Annotated in this window: 11 protein-coding genes; 4 read left to right on the top strand and 7 right to left on the bottom strand. The window is 62.4% G+C overall.

Annotated elements, in window-relative coordinates:
* The first annotated feature begins 105 nt into the window (after positions 1-105).
* Positions 106-1,266, top strand: coding sequence for a hypothetical protein (locus AMK00_RS17155; protein WP_064811179.1), 1,161 nt, complete (start codon positions 106-108; stop codon positions 1,264-1,266).
* Between the two features lie 3 nt (positions 1,267-1,269).
* Here the strand turns inward: AMK00_RS17155 and AMK00_RS17160 are convergent, their stop codons facing one another.
* Positions 1,270-2,091, bottom strand: coding sequence for a TrmH family RNA methyltransferase (locus tag AMK00_RS17160; protein ID WP_064811180.1), 822 nt, complete (start codon positions 2,089-2,091; stop codon positions 1,270-1,272).
* A 6-nt stretch (positions 2,092-2,097) separates the two neighbouring features.
* The gene (locus AMK00_RS17165; protein WP_064804557.1) at positions 2,098-2,481 is read right to left on the bottom strand and encodes a hypothetical protein; all 384 of its coding nucleotides are present in this window, start codon (positions 2,479-2,481) and stop codon (positions 2,098-2,100) included.
* 41 nt (positions 2,482-2,522) lie between these two features.
* Between AMK00_RS17165 and AMK00_RS17170 the strand changes: the two genes are divergently transcribed.
* Both AMK00_RS17170 and rpoH read left to right on the top strand, forming a co-directional pair.
* Entirely contained in the window at positions 2,523-3,548 is a 1,026-nt protein-coding gene (locus tag AMK00_RS17170; RefSeq protein ID WP_064811181.1) for an RluA family pseudouridine synthase, read from the top strand.
* Between the two features lie 190 nt (positions 3,549-3,738).
* Positions 3,739-4,647 (top strand): RNA polymerase sigma factor RpoH, encoded by a 909-nt coding sequence (gene rpoH / locus AMK00_RS17175; protein WP_020922112.1) that lies wholly within the window; start codon positions 3,739-3,741, stop codon positions 4,645-4,647.
* Between the two features lie 223 nt (positions 4,648-4,870).
* Here the strand turns inward: rpoH and AMK00_RS17180 are convergent, their stop codons facing one another.
* Both AMK00_RS17180 and AMK00_RS17185 read right to left on the bottom strand, forming a co-directional pair.
* Complete coding sequence (locus tag AMK00_RS17180) at positions 4,871-7,357, bottom strand: hypothetical protein (protein WP_064811182.1); 2,487 nt, start codon at positions 7,355-7,357, stop codon at positions 4,871-4,873.
* Between the two features lie 60 nt (positions 7,358-7,417).
* Positions 7,418-8,716 carry an adenylosuccinate synthase gene (locus tag AMK00_RS17185; protein WP_020922114.1) on the bottom strand — a complete coding sequence of 433 codons (1,299 nt, stop codon included), beginning with the start codon at positions 8,714-8,716 and terminating at the stop codon, positions 7,418-7,420.
* 191 nt (positions 8,717-8,907) lie between these two features.
* Here AMK00_RS17185 and AMK00_RS17190 point away from each other — a divergent pair, with 191 nt between their 5' ends.
* On the top strand, positions 8,908-9,825 hold the full coding sequence (locus AMK00_RS17190) for a DMT family transporter (protein ID WP_064811183.1): 918 nt from the start codon (positions 8,908-8,910) through the stop codon (positions 9,823-9,825).
* A 2-nt stretch (positions 9,826-9,827) separates the two neighbouring features.
* On the opposite strand, the gene AMK00_RS17195 is transcribed toward AMK00_RS17190, so the two are convergent.
* From AMK00_RS17195 to AMK00_RS17205, 3 genes are all read right to left on the bottom strand, one after another.
* Positions 9,828-10,676 carry a GNAT family N-acetyltransferase gene (locus AMK00_RS17195; RefSeq protein WP_064811184.1) on the bottom strand — a complete coding sequence of 283 codons (849 nt, stop codon included), beginning with the start codon at positions 10,674-10,676 and terminating at the stop codon, positions 9,828-9,830.
* Between the two features lie 331 nt (positions 10,677-11,007).
* Complete coding sequence (locus tag AMK00_RS17200; protein ID WP_064804566.1) at positions 11,008-12,792, bottom strand: IlvD/Edd family dehydratase; 1,785 nt, start codon at positions 12,790-12,792, stop codon at positions 11,008-11,010.
* Between the two features lie 276 nt (positions 12,793-13,068).
* Positions 13,069-16,269 (bottom strand): efflux RND transporter permease subunit, encoded by a 3,201-nt coding sequence (locus AMK00_RS17205; protein WP_064804568.1) that lies wholly within the window; start codon positions 16,267-16,269, stop codon positions 13,069-13,071.
* Positions 16,270-16,322 lie beyond the last annotated feature (53 nt).

The following is a 16,322-nucleotide window of genomic DNA, read 5'->3' on the forward strand; positions in this document are numbered from 1 at the left end:
GGCAGGAATCGGCGGCCGCCGGCATCGGCGGCCTTGCCATGCGCGCCATGCCTGCTTAATCATCGCGGCTGACCCCGCATCAACTGTCGAATCGATGGCCGCGCCGTGATCGAATACGCTCTCTTGTTCGGATTGGGCTTCCTGACCGCGGCCTTCCTCGTCTTTCTGGTCTCGCCGGCCGTTCATCGCCGCATTGTCTGGTATACCGAAAACCGTCTCAAGGCGACGATGCCGCTGAGCCCGCAGGAGGTTCGCGCCCAGAAGGATATGGTGCGCGCGCTTCATGCCGCCGAAAATGCCCGCACCACCCAGGACCTTTTGCGCGAGCGCGAGAAATCTCTGTCGCTCCAGTTGCGCCACGATGCGCTCGCCGTCGATGCCGGGAGGCTCGCCGCCGAGATCGGCGAATTGCAGGCCCAGATCGGCGAGATGCATGTCGAGGCGGCCGAGCAGCGCTCGCACCTGCGCAAAGATGAGAATTATATCAGCCAGTTGAAGACCAATCTGCATATTGCCGAACAATCCGCCGCCAACAAGGAGAGCGAACTGACGGCAATGCGGACGCGGCTGAGCAAACTCAGCGAGCAGGCCGACGGGTTGAGAATCGATCTCGCCGCGCGTGAGACCGAAGCGGAAAGCCTGAAATTCCGCGCCAACGCACTGCGCGACGAACGCGACACATTGCGCCAGGACGTCAACCTGCTGCAGAAGCGGGCCAGGGATGCCGAACAGAAACTGACGCAGCAGCAGCATATGGTGATCCGCCTGGAGGACAAGGCTGCGCGCGAAAGCGCTTCCGCCGCCGAGAAGGAAACGCAGCTCGCTCGCCGTCAGCAGGAGATCGCCAAGTTGAAGGAGCAGTTGAAAGCCGCCAATGCCGAGATCCGCAAGATTAACCGCGTGCTGCGCGACGCTGGCCTGACCAAGATAGCGGCGGAACTACCGGCGGAACTGACGGCCGAAGACACGGCCGCATCCGTGCTCGACACCGCCGCTGTGACGGCTGAGATAGGCGAGGATGTCCGCAAGCGCAGCGCCGCCCTTGCCGAACGCCTGCAGAAGGCAAAGTCCGTCACTGGACGCGATGGCGCGATCCGCGAAGAGATTGCCGCGATCGCCGCCAATATGGTGGCGCTGACCGCACTCAACGAAGGCCCTTCCTCACCGATCCACGCGCTGCTGCCGGACGCCGGCAACAAGAACCCGAGCGATCGCGTCAGCCTTGCCGACAGGGCGGCCGCCATCATCGCCGATCCGGGGCGTTAAAGCTCATATCCGCCCCATGGTCGAGGCCATGGAAAACAATGCGATCCCCGTCGCAGTCGCCGCGTTGAGACTGTCGAGCTCGTCCGATTGCGGGATGCGGGCGCTCTGAAAGCGCGCCAGCAATGCCTCCGGCAAGCCCTCCCCCTCCGTGCCGATGACGAGCGCCATGCGTGCCGCAGCCGGAATGGCGCGGATGTCGGTCTTCCCGTGCGGCGAAAGCGTCCAGATGGTAAAGCCCCGTTGGGCAAGCGCCAGAAGCAGGTCCAGCGCCTTGCCGCCGCGCCGGTGCGGAACGCTCAGCACCGAGCCGACCGATACACGCAATGCCTTGCGATAGAGCGGATCGCAGCAGGTTTTGTCGAGCAGCACGGCATCCGCCCGGAAGGCGGCAGCATTGCGAAACATCGAGCCGACGTTATCGTGGTTGGAAATGCCGCAGCCGACCAACACCAGCGCCCGTTCCGGCAATGCGTCGAGAAGTGCTGCCTCGCCGCGGTCCTCTCGCTTGCCGAGGGCGAGAATGCCGCGATGCAGATGAAAGCCGACGACACCATCGAGCACTTCAGCCTCGGCGACATAAACCGGCACACTAGCCGGAAACCGTTCCAGGATGGATTGCACGCCGTCGACGCGATTGCGCAGCAGCAGGATTTTCTCGGCCGAGAAGCCGCGACGTGCCGCATGCGCCTCGGCGAGCATGCGCAGCACGACAGTGCCTTCGGCGATAAAGCGATTTTCCCGGCCCGTCAGGTCACGCTCTCTTATAGCGCGAAACTCAGCGATGCGGGGATCGTTGGCACTGTCGATGACGATCGGGGCGGCCATCCCGCCTCAATTCCCCGCGACGGTGACGTCGGCGACCGTGCGGCCGGTCCTCAGATCGAATACCAGCGCCTTCCTCGTGCCTTCAACCGTTTCTCCATAGAACAGGATCTGTCCCGCCGAAAACGAGGTGGACTGCACCTTGAACCCGAGCGGCAGGGAAAGGGTCGCCGCGAGCGGTGCATCCGAGGGCACACCGGAGGCTGCGGCAGTGGACGCGGTCTCCTTGGGCTCGCGCATCGTCTTGTAGACAACAGCGCCGAAGACCGCCATAAGGCTGACGAACATGATGGCGCCGGAAACAATCTGCAGGCGGACCATCTTGCGCCGGACACTTTCCATCGCCGGATCAAGGGGCTTCTCTTCCTGGTCGTCTGGCTCGATTGCTGTCATCTGTGCGTTCCGTTCTAAAAATACGTCGGAGAAGAAGCGTCTTGAGCGACCCCTTTAAACAAGCAGGCGGCATTAGAAAAGTCCTCACCGCCGATGAAACCGCCGAAGGCCGGCTCGACGCCTGGCTGACGGCGCAGGTCGGTGAGGATTTTTCCCGGAGCCGCATCAAGGCGCTGATCAAGGAGGGGCGGGTTTCTTTGCGAGGCGAGCAGGTTACCGATCCGCAGCGCAAGGTGCGCGTCGGCGACAGCTTCGAAATCACCCTGCCCGAGCCTGAAGACCCGACCCCAAAGGGCGAAGATATCCCGCTCGACATCCTTTATGAGGACGATGACCTTATCGTCATATCGAAACCGGCAGGTCTGGTCGTCCATCCCGGCTCCGGCAACTGGACAGGAACGTTGGTCAACGCGCTGATCCATCATTGCGGCGATACGCTTTCCGGCATCGGCGGCGTGCGCCGTCCCGGCATTGTCCATCGTCTCGACAAGGATACAACAGGAGTCATGGTCGTCGCCAAGAACGACGTCGCCCATCGCCACCTCTCGCTTCAATTTGCCGACCACGGCCGCACCATGCCGCTGGAGCGGGCCTACCGGGCAGTCGTCTGGGGCCGTCCCCGCACTCTGTCGGGAACAATCGATGCCCCTCTCGGCCGCGCCACCGGTGACCGCACCCGCCGGGCCGTCAAGCGCCCCGACAGCCAGGATGCCGATGCGGCAATCACCCACTACGAAGTGATCGAGCGCTTCCAGGAGAACCCTGACGCGACCGCGCTCGCCTCGCTGGTCGAGTGCCACTTGGAAACCGGCCGCACCCATCAGATCCGCGTGCACATGGCCCATATCGGTCATCCGCTCGTTGGCGACACCGTTTATGGCGCCGGCTTCAGGACCAAGGCCAATCTTCTGCCCGAAGAGATCCGCAAGGTCGTGAATGGGTTCGGCCGTCAGGCACTGCATGCCTTCATGCTGCAATTCGAGCATCCCCGCACCGGCGAACTCATGCATTTCGAAGTACCGCTGCCGGCCGACATGGTGAAACTGGTCGAGGCATTGCGGCAATAAAGACGGCTTCGGGACACCGCGCTCGCCGCCTCACACCTGCGTGAGCGGCACCTTGAACCGCCGTTTCGCCATACTTATCTGTATATAGACTTAGTGCGGGCTTGGAACAAAAGCCGCACGTCCCGGTTCGCCTTTTAACGCGGGGGCGCGTTTCCATCGGGAGCCGGAATTCACTTTAGGAGGGTGCACTATGGCCCGAAATACCTTGCCGTCCATTACCGCCGGCGAAGCCGGTCTCAACCGTTATCTCGACGAAATCCGCAAATTCCCGATGCTGGAGCCGCAGCAGGAATATATGCTGGCCAAGCGTTATGCCGAGCATGGCGACCGCGACGCTGCCCATAAGCTCGTCACCAGCCATCTTCGCCTCGTCGCGAAGATCGCGATGGGTTATCGCGGCTACGGCCTGCCCATCGGCGAAGTCGTCTCTGAAGGCAATGTCGGTCTGATGCAGGCCGTCAAGAAATTCGATCCCGAACGCGGCTTCCGCCTCGCCACCTATGCCATGTGGTGGATCAAGGCCTCGATCCAGGAATATATCCTGCGGTCGTGGTCGCTGGTGAAGATGGGCACGACCGCCAACCAGAAGCGCCTGTTCTTCAACCTGCGCCGGCTGAAGGGCCGCATCCAGGCGATCGACGACGGCGACCTGAAGCCGGAGCACGTCTCGGAAATCGCCACCAAGCTGAACGTCTCGGAGGAGGAGGTCATCTCGATGAACCGCCGTCTCTCCGGCGATGCCTCGCTGAACGCGCCGATCAAGGCGGCCGAAGGCGACAGCGGTCAATGGCAGGATTGGCTTGTGGACGACCACGAGAGCCAGGAAGACGTGCTGATCGAACAGGATGAGCTCGAAACCCGCCGGCGCATGCTGGCGAAAGCGATGAGTGTTCTGAATGAACGCGAGCGCCGCATCTTCGAGGCCCGCCGCCTTGCCGAGGACCCGGTGACGCTGGAAGATCTCTCAGCCGAGTTCGACATCAGCCGCGAACGCGTCCGCCAGATCGAAGTCCGCGCCTTTGAAAAGGTGCAGGATGCTGTTCGCAAGGAGGCCTTGGAACGCGCCAAGGCCATCCGCGTCGTCGAAGCCACGGCCTGATAGAATTGAACGTACAGTTGGAAACGCCACCTTCCGGATGCGGGAGGTGGCGTTTTTGTTTTGTCAATTGGAGCGTGCGGTGCGCCATCATCCAACCTGTCCGCAGATGTCTTAGCAAGGCAGGACGTTACAACGAATCTCTTCTCCCCAGCGGGGAGAAGAGGGAGCAAACGGTTAAGTTCGCCCGACAACAAATGTCTCAAGAAAAACGAAGCATCCGCCATCACTGGCTCGTCGAGACATCCCCGAGTGCAGTCCACTCCTTGATGGCTGTATTGAAGGCATTCGTTCCCGTGCCCCCCTTCTCCATCGTCAGCAGCGCGCGGCGGCCGTTGCGGTAGGTGATCGGAATATCGATCCAGTTGCGGGTCGACAGCAGATCGAGGTTGGCCTTGCGCGCATCGGGGTAGTCGTTGAGCGCGATCATGTGAAAATCATCGGTAATCTTGGCCGGAACCGCGATCAGCGCGTCGCCGCGATCCTGCTCGGTGCGCTTCATCGAGATGCGTTGGACACTTTCGATGCTGCCGCCTTCAAAGTTGGGCGGCACCGAAAAGACGATCTCGACGAGATGGCTCGCCGGCAGCGATGGATCGGAATTGCGCTTGAAGGTGACGAGAGCCGAGAGGTTGCGCTCGGGAACGGTGACATTGCCCTGTATCGTCGCTTCCTGCCGGCCGTTCTGGCCGGCCTCGTGCTGGACGCTCCAGACAACAGTTCCCTCGATCGCCGTCGGCGAGCTCTGGCCGATACGCTCCTCATAGAGGAACATTTTTTCCGACGAACCAACCGGAGCAGCCTGCTGCGGCGATGCCGCAGGACCGTTCGGCGTCAGCGTTTCGGGCGGGGCCGCATCGCCTTGCGCACTGGCCGCCGGCGTATCCGCTGCCGCGACGTTCTGCTCGGCCACCGATTTTCCTTCGGCCGTCGGCGTTCCCGGCACCGTCGCCGGGCCGCTATCGACTTCAGTTCCGTCGGAAAGCAGTCGTTGCGTAAATTTGGAATTGGCCGCCGCGCCGTCATTGTTCAATGACGCCACTTGCTGGTTCGGCTGTGCCGGTGCCGGCGGCGTATTCTGCGCTTCCGGCGCAGCTGGCTGGGCTGGCGTCGGCGTGGTCTGGGCCGGCGTCTCGGACCCCGCCGGCGTCATTGCCGCCTCGTTCCTCGTAGCTTGCGATGGCGCCGAGCTGACAAGCCCATCGACCATCGCCACCAGCGCTTCTCTGTTCATCCAGCCGGCATAGGCGCCGCCACCGATCAGGATAAGTGCGAAGAGGAGAGTGATTATCGTGCCGATGCCGAAGCGGCGGCGCTTCGGTTCCATGCGGAAATTCTTGCCCTGCAGCTTCGAGGCGACGATCTGATCGATATCCATCGCCGGATTGCCGTCGTCATCGTCAGTGGCGATCGGACCGCGGCGGTCATAGCCACGCAGGGCCTTCGCTTCGCGCCACCCCTCGCTCGGCGCGCCGGCGGGGGGTGTAGGCTTGCCGTCGTGCACCTCCGCAAAGATATCAACGTCGTCGAAATGCGAGGAAACCGGCGTTTTCTTGTCGGTGCCCGCCTCGATCGGCGGCAGGTCGTCGAAGGCAGCTTTCTCCCAGGAAAAAGCTTCCTTGGCGACCGGCATGACAGCGGCGGGCGTCATTTTCTCGAGACTCGATATCACGTCTTCGAAGGCACGCGCCGAAGCGTCGGCGGGAACTGGCGCCGTTTCCGAATATTGCCGGAGCTCCTCTTCGGCCCATTCGGTCTCGGCATCCTTGGGCGCCGGAGCCGGCGTCTCGACGGCAGGCTCGGCCCAGACAGGATCCAAATGTCCGGCAGCATCGGCCTGCAGCGGCTCCTCGCGGCTATGTTCGACGAATTCCTGCGCACGATCGAAATCGGCGACCGGCTCCACGAGCCGGTTGGATGCATGCTCCATGCCGCGTGTGATCGGCTGAAACGACTCGATGGACTCGTAAGCCGCCTCGGCCTTCGGCTCATGGCTTTCCGCCATCGCCGGTTCGGCCGGGATCTCCTCGGCCGCCACGGAATGCTGCTCATCGGCACGATGCTCGTCGGCTTCCTCGTAGGAATGACCGGCAGGCGGCGTTTCGAAGCCGTGATGTTCCGGCTGCATTTCTTCGGCGGCGACGTCACGCGCCTCGCCGGCATGCCATTCCTCGGCCGGCGCCTCCTCCTCGTGTGAGGGATGCCAATAGGTCTCGGCGGGTGCAGCTGTCTCAGCGGAAACAGGCGTGTGTTCGGGCTCCGGTTCCGCGGAAAGGGGCTCCTCGGCCGCGACCTCTTCCTCAGTTTCCTGCCCTGCGTCGGCTTCTAGGTGATCGGGCTCGTGGACGGCGTCAGCCGTCGGCAAGCCCGCATCGGCATCACCGGCCGGCGCGTCGACAGCCGTCTCGGGCGCAGGCGGCGACGTGCTTTCGTCAGGAACCGCTTGTTCTTCCAAGGTTTCCGGCTCAGCACCGGCGCCAGCCGCCGCCTCGAGGGGCAACGCTTCGGAGTGTTCAGCCTCCACTTCGCGAATGGCGGCCTCGAGCTTTTCGAGCTGGCGTTGCAGCATGGCTTCCGGCGGACGCGGCTTCATGTTCTCGAGCTGCCGCTGCACTGCGCCGCGAGCACGTTCGTAGACTTTCACCCGCATCTCGGGGGTATTTTCAGCCAGACCGTCGACAGCCCGCCGAATAACTGCAATAAAATCCGCCATTCTTACTTTCTCAAGAAGTCCGGCCTTCTGCCGAACTGTCCTCCACAGTGGGCCGTGACCTTAATCCTCAAACGGATCGGTCACAAGTATCGTGTCGTCCCGCTCCGGACTGGTGGAAAGGAGCGCGACCGGCGCCCCGATCAATTCTTCGACCTGTCGGACATACTTGATCGCCTGCGCCGGAAGATCCGCCCAACTGCGGGCGCCGACGGTCGATTCCTTCCATCCCTCGAGCGTGACATAAATCGGTTCGACCCTAGCTTGCGCTCCCTGGCTTGCGGGAAGATGATCAATCTGTTCGCCGTCGAGCATATAACCGACGCAGATCTTCAATTCCTCGAGACCGTCGAGCACATCGAGCTTGGTGAGCGCGATGCCGGTGATGCCGTTGGTGGCAACCGACTGGCGCACCAGTGCTGCGTCGAACCAGCCGCAGCGGCGCTTGCGCCCCGTCACGGTACCGAACTCATGGCCCTTCTCACCCAGGAACTGGCCGATTTCGTCGGTCAGCTCCGTCGGGAACGGGCCTTCGCCGACGCGCGTCGTATAGGCCTTGGTGATGCCGAGGATATAGCCGAGCGAGCCTGGTCCCATGCCTGAACCGGCGGCCGCCTGGCCGGCCACGGTGTTGGAGGAGGTCACGAAAGGATAGGTGCCGTGGTCGATGTCGAGCAGACTGCCCTGCGCGCCTTCGAATAGGATGCGGGCGCCCTTGCGGCGCTCCTTGTCAAGCAAAAGCCAGACCGTGTCACGGTACGGCAGCACCCGATCGGCGATCGAGGTGAGCTCGTCCATGATCGCCTGGTGGCTGACCTCGGCGACGCCGAGGCCGCGGCGAAGCGCGTTATGATGCGTCAGAATGCGGTCGACCTTGCCGGAAAGACTGTCGAGATCGGCAAGATCCATGACCCGGATGGCGCGGCGGCCGACTTTGTCTTCATAGGCCGGGCCGATGCCGCGGCGCGTCGTGCCGATCTTGGTGCCGCTGTTGGAGGCTGCATCCTCGCGCATCGCGTCGAGCTCACGGTGCAGTGACAGGATGAGCGTGGCATTGTCGGCGATCCGCAGATTATCGGGGCTGATCGTCACGCCCTGGGCAGACAGCTTTTCGATCTCGGCGATCAGCGCGTGCGGATCGACGACGACGCCGTTGCCGATCACCGCCATCTTGCCGGGGCGCACGACGCCGGAGGGCAGCAGCGAGAGCTTGTAGCTCGTGCCGTCGATGACGAGCGTATGGCCGGCATTATGTCCGCCCTGAAAGCGCACGACAATATCCGCGCGTTCCGAAAGCCAATCGACAATCTTGCCTTTGCCTTCGTCACCCCATTGCGAACCGACCACGACTACGTTCGTCATCCAACTCTTCCTGTTACCGGCGGAAAACCGCACACCTGCTCAAACCCGCGCATCTATAAAGCTTTGTTTTTGGGAAAGCGACCCTGTTGTCACAGCCGATTGGGCTTTTTACGTGACAAATCAGCAGCCGGCAGTCTATTTCCCCTGGGAAAAAGCCGATTATCGATCGCAAAAGACGAGGAAGAACGCTCTTGCAAGCCACAGCCTATATCTGCCTCGTCATTGCCACCCTCTGCTGGGGTGGCAACTCCGTCGCCGGCAAACTTGCCGTCGGCCATATCAGCCCGATGATGCTGACCTTTTTGCGTTGGTTCCTCGCCGTCGCGCTCATCGCCTTGATATCCGTGCCGCAACTGAAGAAGGATTGGCCCGTGGCGAGGAAAAACCTGCCCCTGCTCCTTTGCTACGGCGCCATCGGCTATACACTCTTCAACGCCATGCTCTACTCGGCGGTGCAATATACGACGGCGATCAACGTCGCCATCGAGCAGGCCGGCATTCCGATGCTGATCTTCCTGTTGAACTTCTTCTTTTTCCGCACCGGCATCTCGCTGGCGCAATGTCTCGGCTTCGGCATGACGCTGCTGGGCGTGGCACTGACGGCCGCCCATGGCGACCTGGCCACGCTGCTGCAGTTGCAGCTCAATCGCGGCGACGGGCTGATGCTGATCGCCATTGCCGCCTATGCGCTCTACACCATCTTCCTGCGCTGGAAACCGGCGGTCGATTGGCGCACGCTGATGGCCTTCCCCGCCCTCGCCGCCATGTTGACCTCGCTCCCGCTGCTTCTTTGGGAGATTGGCCGCGGCGCGGCGCAGTGGCCTGACCAGGCCGGCTGGAGCATCACCTTCTATACGGCGATCTTCCCCTCATTGCTGGCGCAGATCCTTTATATCAAGGGCGTCGAGGCTATCGGCGCCAACCGCGCCGGTCTCTTCATCAATCTCGTGCCAGTATTCGGAACACTGCTCTCCGTCGTACTGATCGGAGAAAGGCTTCAGTCCTTCCATATGGTAGCGCTGATGCTGACGCTGGGCGGCATCGCGATCGCCGAAAGGGGCCGGCCGAAAGCGTCCGCTCCCACCGTGCCTGCCTCACCCGTGGATTAGGCTTAACCAAGCTCCAGCGTCGTCACGCCGAAGACGTGTTTCAACGGGATGGCTGGCGCCGGCCCGCGATACATCCGCATGGTCTCGAACACCGGCTGAAGGCCTATGCTTTCGGCAAGCGCGATCGCCTCGCGGTTTTCGGCGGGAATATCGATGAATATCTGAGCCCCCTTTGCTTCGGGGATCAATTCGGCAAGCAGCGCCGCGGCGCTGTCTGCATCGTTGGCGAAAAGCGGGCCGATCTTGTAGCCTTCGTAACAGCGGCGGATCGTGCCGTAACCGCGGATCTTGTGGCTTTTGCGGACCACGGCCGTACGCCGCCCCTTGCGGCTGGTGCACCAGGCGGCGAGGAAGGCATCCCGCGGCTGCGGAAAGACCGCCGCATCATACCGTTGCAACCCTTCCAGGCGTGAATCCAGCACCGGCTGCGCGACAAGCGTCGAGGCCGGCAAAGAGGAGGCAACACCGCCGTAACGAATGGTGGAATAGGCGGGATCGAAGCCGGCCTTGCGATAATTCCCCTGCTGCGCGGCAACGCCGTCGAGACCGATCGTCCGACCTTCCGCCGTGGCGATCCCCGCTTCCCAGATCGCCTTGCCGTAACCCTTGCCGCGGAAATCCGGGTGGACGATATAGAGGCCGAGAAAGGCGAAGCTGTCGCCATATTTGACGACCGAGATCGAGCCGACAGGGACTTCACCGATAGAGCCGACGAAAAATCCCGACGGATCGGCTTCGAGGAATGCAATCGAATCATCGAGACCCGGATTCCACCCCTCCTGACGCGCCCATTCGAGCACGAGTTCCAATTCGCCGGGCCGCATCGAACGAACGGCAAAATCCGAATTCATGCGACCTTCCCAGATTGAATGTTCCGCAAGTCCATCCCGCCAACGGCAAAGCAATTGTCAGATCACCGCTCCCCGAGCGCACCTGCGAATGATCGAGAAGCAGCGCCAATGGTCCTGACCACGCGTATAAACGTTTTCGATGCAATGCAGTAAGCTTCGTTTCCGCATTACCATGAAACAATGCCGTTGCAAGCTCAAGAAAATTACTTGGCGCCCAATAATCTTCCTGCCGGCGCGAATAAATGTCGCGCCGAAATCTCTCGCTTACTCAACCCGGAGGACGAGGAAGCATTTCAGCGGAAATCAACCACTATCGCTGCCCTGCGCCAGATCAATGGTTGTGCCGAGGCGGTTTTTTTGCGATCTGGCGGAACTCCGAAGCCCCTTCCAGAACCGCGCCGTCCGACAGTTGCGTGACCGAACGGCGGTAGATCTGCTGCCACGGCGTCGCATCCGCCGGCACCGGCGGAATACCGTCACCCTTGCGCCGCTCGATCTCGGCGCCGCTGACGAGCATGTCGCAGCGCCCCTGGTTGAAGTCGATGCGGATGATATCGCCGGTGCGAAGCCAGGCGAGGCCGCCCCCGGCCGCACTTTCCGGTGATGCGTTGAGGATCGAGGGGCTGTCGGCGGTGCCTGACTGACGGCCGTCGCCGATCGTCGGCAGGCTGCGGATGCCGCGCTTCAACAGATGATCCGGCGGCTGCATGTTGACGACCTCGGCCGAACCCGGCCAGCCGAGCGGTCCGGCTCCACGGATGACGAGGATGGTATCCTCATCGATGCCGAGTTCAGGGTCGTTGATGCGCGTGTGATAATCCTCGGAACCGTCGAAAACCACTGCCCTGCCCTCGAAGACACCTTCCCGCCCGGGCTCCAGAAGATAACGCCGGCGGAAATCCTCCGAGACGACGCTCATCTTCATGATCGCAAAATCGAAGAGATTGCCCTTGAGAACGAGGAAGCCCGCCCGCTCCTTCAGCGGTTCGTCGAAGGGCCGGATGACCTCGCGGTCGCTGGCCTGCCGCCCGTCGAGGTTTTCGGCCATCGTCCTGCCCGTTATCGTTCGACAGTCGCCGTCGAGTTTTCCGGCCTGCAGCAGCTCCCACATGATCGCCGGCGTGCCGCCGGCGCGGTGATAGCGCTCGCCGAGATAGGCGCCCGCGGGCTGGACATTGGCCAAAAGCGGGATATCGAAGCCGTGCACCTGCCAGTCATCGGGATAAAGTTCGACGCCGGCGTGCTTGGCCATCGCAGCCAGATGCGGCTGCGCATTGGTCGAGCCGCCGATTGCCGAATTGGTGCGGATCGCATTGAGGAAGGCAGCTCGCGTCAGGATATCCGATGGCTTCAGATCCTCGAACACGATCTCGACGGCGCGCCGTCCGGTACGGTAGGCCATCTGCCCCCGCTCGCGATAGGCGGCCGGAATGGCGCCGCAGCCGGTGAGCGATAGGCCGAGTGCTTCCGCCAAGGCATTCATCGTTGAGGCTGTGCCCATCGTATTGCAGTGGCCGACGGATGGAGCCGAATCGAGCGCTGCCTGTAGAAACTCCTCCCGATCGATCTCGCCTGCAGCATATTTCCGCCGCATCCGCCAGATGACAGTGCCGGAACCGGCCAGCTCCCCCTCGTGCCAGCCATCGAGCATCGGCCCGCCGGAGAGCACGATGGCCGGAATATCGACCGTCGAAGCAGCCATGATTGCCGAAGGCGTGGTCTTGTCGCAGCCGGTTGTCAACACGACACCGTCGAGCGGATAGCCGTAAAGGATTTCGACGAGGCCGAGATAGGCGAGATTGCGGTCGAGGGCGGCGGTCGGGCGCTTGCAGTTCTCGAAGATCGGATGTGTCGGAAATTCGATCGGGATGCCGCCTGCATCGCGAATGCCGTCGCGCACGCGCTTGGCGAGTTCGACATGCACCCTGTTGCAGGGCGTCAGATCGCTGCCGCTCTGAGCAATCCCGATGATCGGTTTGCCCGAGCGCAGCTCTTCCGGGGTGATGCCGTAATTCATGAAACGCTCGAGATAGAGCGCCGCCATGTCGATATGATCGGGATTGTCGAACCAATCCTGCGAACGCAGGCGGCGTTTCTTCGGTTGGCGATCCGTCATCATTATCCTCCCGATCGGCCACTCTTCTCGTCGAAGTCGAGAAGCGGAGCGCTGCAGTCCGCCTCACCAACTTCCGCAAGCGCGCCGGCTTTGCTTATCCGGACAGCAGGCCCGCGCCGATCCTCCCAGCTGCCACCCGTCTTTGATAGTCCCCTCGTTCACGGTTGCAACCGTTTTGATGAACGTAACGCATTTTCGTCGGGTGTCTGAAAAACGATACGGGCGAGAACCGAAGTTCCCGCCCGATTTACTCGACAAAGGAAGGTTGAATTCCGTCTATTCCGCCGCGAGCCGGATGACCTCCGCCTCTTCCTCCTTGTGTTCGTCCGGCTTGTGCTGGATGAGCGGACGGTTGCCCGTCAGCCGTCGCAGCAGCACGTAGAACACCGGCGTCATGAAGATGCCGAAGAAGGTGACGCCGATCATGCCGGAGAACACCGCCACACCCATGGCCGCACGCATTTCCGCGCCGGCGCCTGTGGAGGCGACCAGCGGCACGACGCCCATGATGAAGGCCATGGAGGTCATGAGAATCGGGCGAAGGCGAAGGCGGCTGGCCTCGACCGCCGCCTCCCGCGGCGTCCTGCCCTCGAACTCCAGTTCGCGGGCAAATTCCACGATCAGGATCGCGTTCTTCGCCGATAGGCCGACAAGGACGACAAGGCCGATCTGGGTGAAGATGTTATTATCTCCTCCGGTGAGCCAGACGCCTGTCAGAGCCGCCAGCACGCCCATCGGCACGATCATGATGATCGCCAGCGGCAGGGTCAGGCTCTCGTACTGGGCGGCCAGCACCAGGAAGACCAGCAGCAGGGCAAGTGGGAAGACGACCACGCTTGAATTGCCGGCAAGGATCTGCTGATAGGTCAGATCCGTCCATTCGAAATCGATCCCGGACGGCAGCGTCTCGCGAAGGATTTTCTCGATTGCCGCCTGGGCCTGACCAGACGAGAAGCCCGGCGCCGGACCGCCGTTGATATCGGCGGCGAGGAAGCCGTTGTAGCGGTTCGCCCGCTCCGGCCCCGTGCTCGGCTCCACCTTCAAGAGGGCCGATAGCGGGATCATCTCGCCCGATGCCGAACGAACCTTCAACTGGCCGATATCTTCCGGCTGGGCGCGGAATTTCGCGTCGGCCTGCACTCGGACGCTGTAGGTGCGGCCGAAGGCGTTGAAGTCGTTCACATAGAGCGAGCCGAGATAGATCTGCAGCGTCTGGAAGACGTCGGTGACGGAAACGCCGAGCTGCTCGGCCTTGGCGCGGTCGAGATCGGCATAGAGCTGCGGCACGTTGATCTGGAAGCTCGAGAACAGCCCGGCAAGCTCAGGCGTCTGATAGGCCTTGGCAAGCACCGCCTTGGTCGCCTCGTCGAGCGCCTGATTGCCGAGACCCGCCCGATCCTCGATCTGCAGCTTGAAACCGCCGGTCGTGCCGAGGCCGTTGACTGGCGGCGGCGGGAACATGGCGATGAAGGCGTCCTGGATCGCCCCGAACTTCTGGTTCAGCGCCATGGCGATGGCGCCGCCGGAGAGATCCGGCGTCTTGCGCTCCTCGAAATCCTTCAGCGTCACGAAGACGATGCCGGCATTCGACGAGTTGGTGAAGCCGTTGATCGACAGGCCGGGGAAGGCGATCGCATTGGCGACGCCCGGCTGCTTCAAGGCGATGTCGGTCATCCGCTTGATGACATCCTCGGTGCGGTCGAGGCTTGCCGCATCCGGCAGCTGGGCGAAGCCGATCAGATACTGCTTGTCCTGGGAGGGCACGAAGCCGCCCGGAACCGTGGTGAACATGCTGTAGGTCGCACCGACCAGCGCCAGGTAGACCACCATGACGATGCTCTTGCGCGACACCAGACCGCCCACTCCCTTGCCATAGGCATTCGAACCGGCGCCGAAGACGCGGTTGAAGCCGCGGAAGAACCAGCCGAAAATCGCATCCATGAACCGCGTCAACCAGTCCTTCGGCGCATGGTGGCCCTTCAGCAGAAGGGCGGCCAGCGCCGGCGACAGCGTCAGCGAGTTGAAGGCCGAGATGACGGTCGAGATCGCGATCGTCAGAGCGAACTGGCGGTAGAACTGCCCCGACAGGCCGGAGATGAAGGCGAGCGGCACGAAAACCGCGACGAGGACCAACGCGATCGCAATGATCGGACCGGACACCTCCTTCATCGCCTTGTAGGTGGCGGCTCTTGGCGACAGGCCGTGTTCGATGTTGCGTTCGACGTTTTCGACCACGACGATCGCGTCGTCCACCACGATACCGATCGCCAGCACCAGCCCGAAAAGGCTGAGCGCGTTGATCGAGAAGCCGAAGACATACATGACCGCGAAAGTGCCGATGATCGAGACCGGAACCGCGATCAGCGGGATGATCGAGGCGCGCCATGTCTGCAGGAACAGGATGACGACGAGGACGACGAGCGCGATGGCTTCGAGCAGTGTGTCGATGACCTTCTCGATCGAAGAGCGCACGAATTTCGTCGTATCGTAGACGATCTCGTATTTGACGCCCTCGGGCATCGCCAATTGCAGCTGATCCATGGTCGCGCGCACATTGTCGGCAATTTCGATCGCATTCGAACCGGGCGCCTGAAGGACGGCCACGGCGACGGCAGGCTTGCCGTCGAGCAGCGACCGCAGCGTATAGTCGGCGGCGCCAAGCTCGATGCGGGCAACGTCGCGAAGACGGGTGATCTCGCCATTGGCGCCCGTCTTGACGATGATGCTGCCGAATTCTTCCGGCGTGCGCAGGCGGCCCTGCGCATTCACGTTGAGCTGCAGGTCGACGCCCGGCTGGCTCGGCGAGGCGCCGATGATGCCGGCGGCCGCCTGGACGTTCTGCGAGCTGATGGCGTTGCTGATGTCGCTGGCGGCGAGATCATGCTCGGCCGCCTTCTGCGGATCGATCCAGACGCGCATCGAATAATCGCCGGCGCCGAAGACCTGCACCTGACCGACACCGGGGATACGGGCAAGCCGATCCTTGATGTTGAGGGTCGCGTAGTTGCGGAGATAGGTGATGTCGTGGCTGTCGCCGTCGGAGACGAGGTTGACGACCATGATGAAGTCGGGCGAGCTCTTGACCGTCGTGATGCCGAGTGCACGGACTTCCGCCGGCAGGCGCGGCTCGGCCTGTGAAACGCGGTTCTGGACGAGCTGCTGCGCCTTGTCGGGGTCGGTGCCGAGCTTGAAGGTGACGGTGACGTTAAGCACGCCGTCCGACGTCGCCTGGCTGGACATATAGAGCATGCCCTCGACGCCGTTGATCTGCTCTTCGAGCGGCGTCGCCACCGTTTCGGCAATGACGCTCGGATTGGCGCCGGGATAGGTTGCGCGCACGACGACCGATGGCGGCACGACTTCAGGATATTCGGAAATCGGCAGCGCCCGCAGGCCGATCAGGCCGGCAACTACGATGAGGACCGAAAGAACGCCGGCAAAGACCGGCCGGTCGACAAAGAATCTGGAGATGTTCATATCAAAGCCCTCTCCGGGGTGAACATGGATGCAATGTCCCTCTCCGGCGGGTG

Source organism: Rhizobium sp. N621, assembly GCF_001664325.1.
Classification (GTDB): Bacteria; Pseudomonadota; Alphaproteobacteria; order Rhizobiales; family Rhizobiaceae; genus Rhizobium; species Rhizobium esperanzae.

Bases quoted from the DNA above. Each gene is read 5' to 3' on its own strand.
- AMK00_RS17160 (WP_064811180.1), bottom strand. From the start codon at position 2,091: ATGGCCGCCCCGATCGTCATCGACAGTGCCAACGATCCCCGCATCGCT.
- AMK00_RS17165 (WP_064804557.1), bottom strand. From the start codon at position 2,481: ATGACAGCAATCGAGCCAGACGACCAGGAAGAGAAGCCCCTTGATCCG.
- rpoH (WP_020922112.1), top strand. From the start codon at position 3,739: ATGGCCCGAAATACCTTGCCGTCCATTACCGCCGGCGAAGCCGGTCTC.
- AMK00_RS17180 (WP_064811182.1), bottom strand. From the start codon at position 7,357: ATGGCGGATTTTATTGCAGTTATTCGGCGGGCTGTCGACGGTCTGGCT.
- AMK00_RS17185 (WP_020922114.1), bottom strand. From the start codon at position 8,716: ATGACGAACGTAGTCGTGGTCGGTTCGCAATGGGGTGACGAAGGCAAA.
- AMK00_RS17195 (WP_064811184.1), bottom strand. From the start codon at position 10,676: ATGAATTCGGATTTTGCCGTTCGTTCGATGCGGCCCGGCGAATTGGAA.
- AMK00_RS17200 (WP_064804566.1), bottom strand. From the start codon at position 12,792: ATGACGGATCGCCAACCGAAGAAACGCCGCCTGCGTTCGCAGGATTGG.
- AMK00_RS17205 (WP_064804568.1), bottom strand. From the start codon at position 16,269: ATGAACATCTCCAGATTCTTTGTCGACCGGCCGGTCTTTGCCGGCGTT.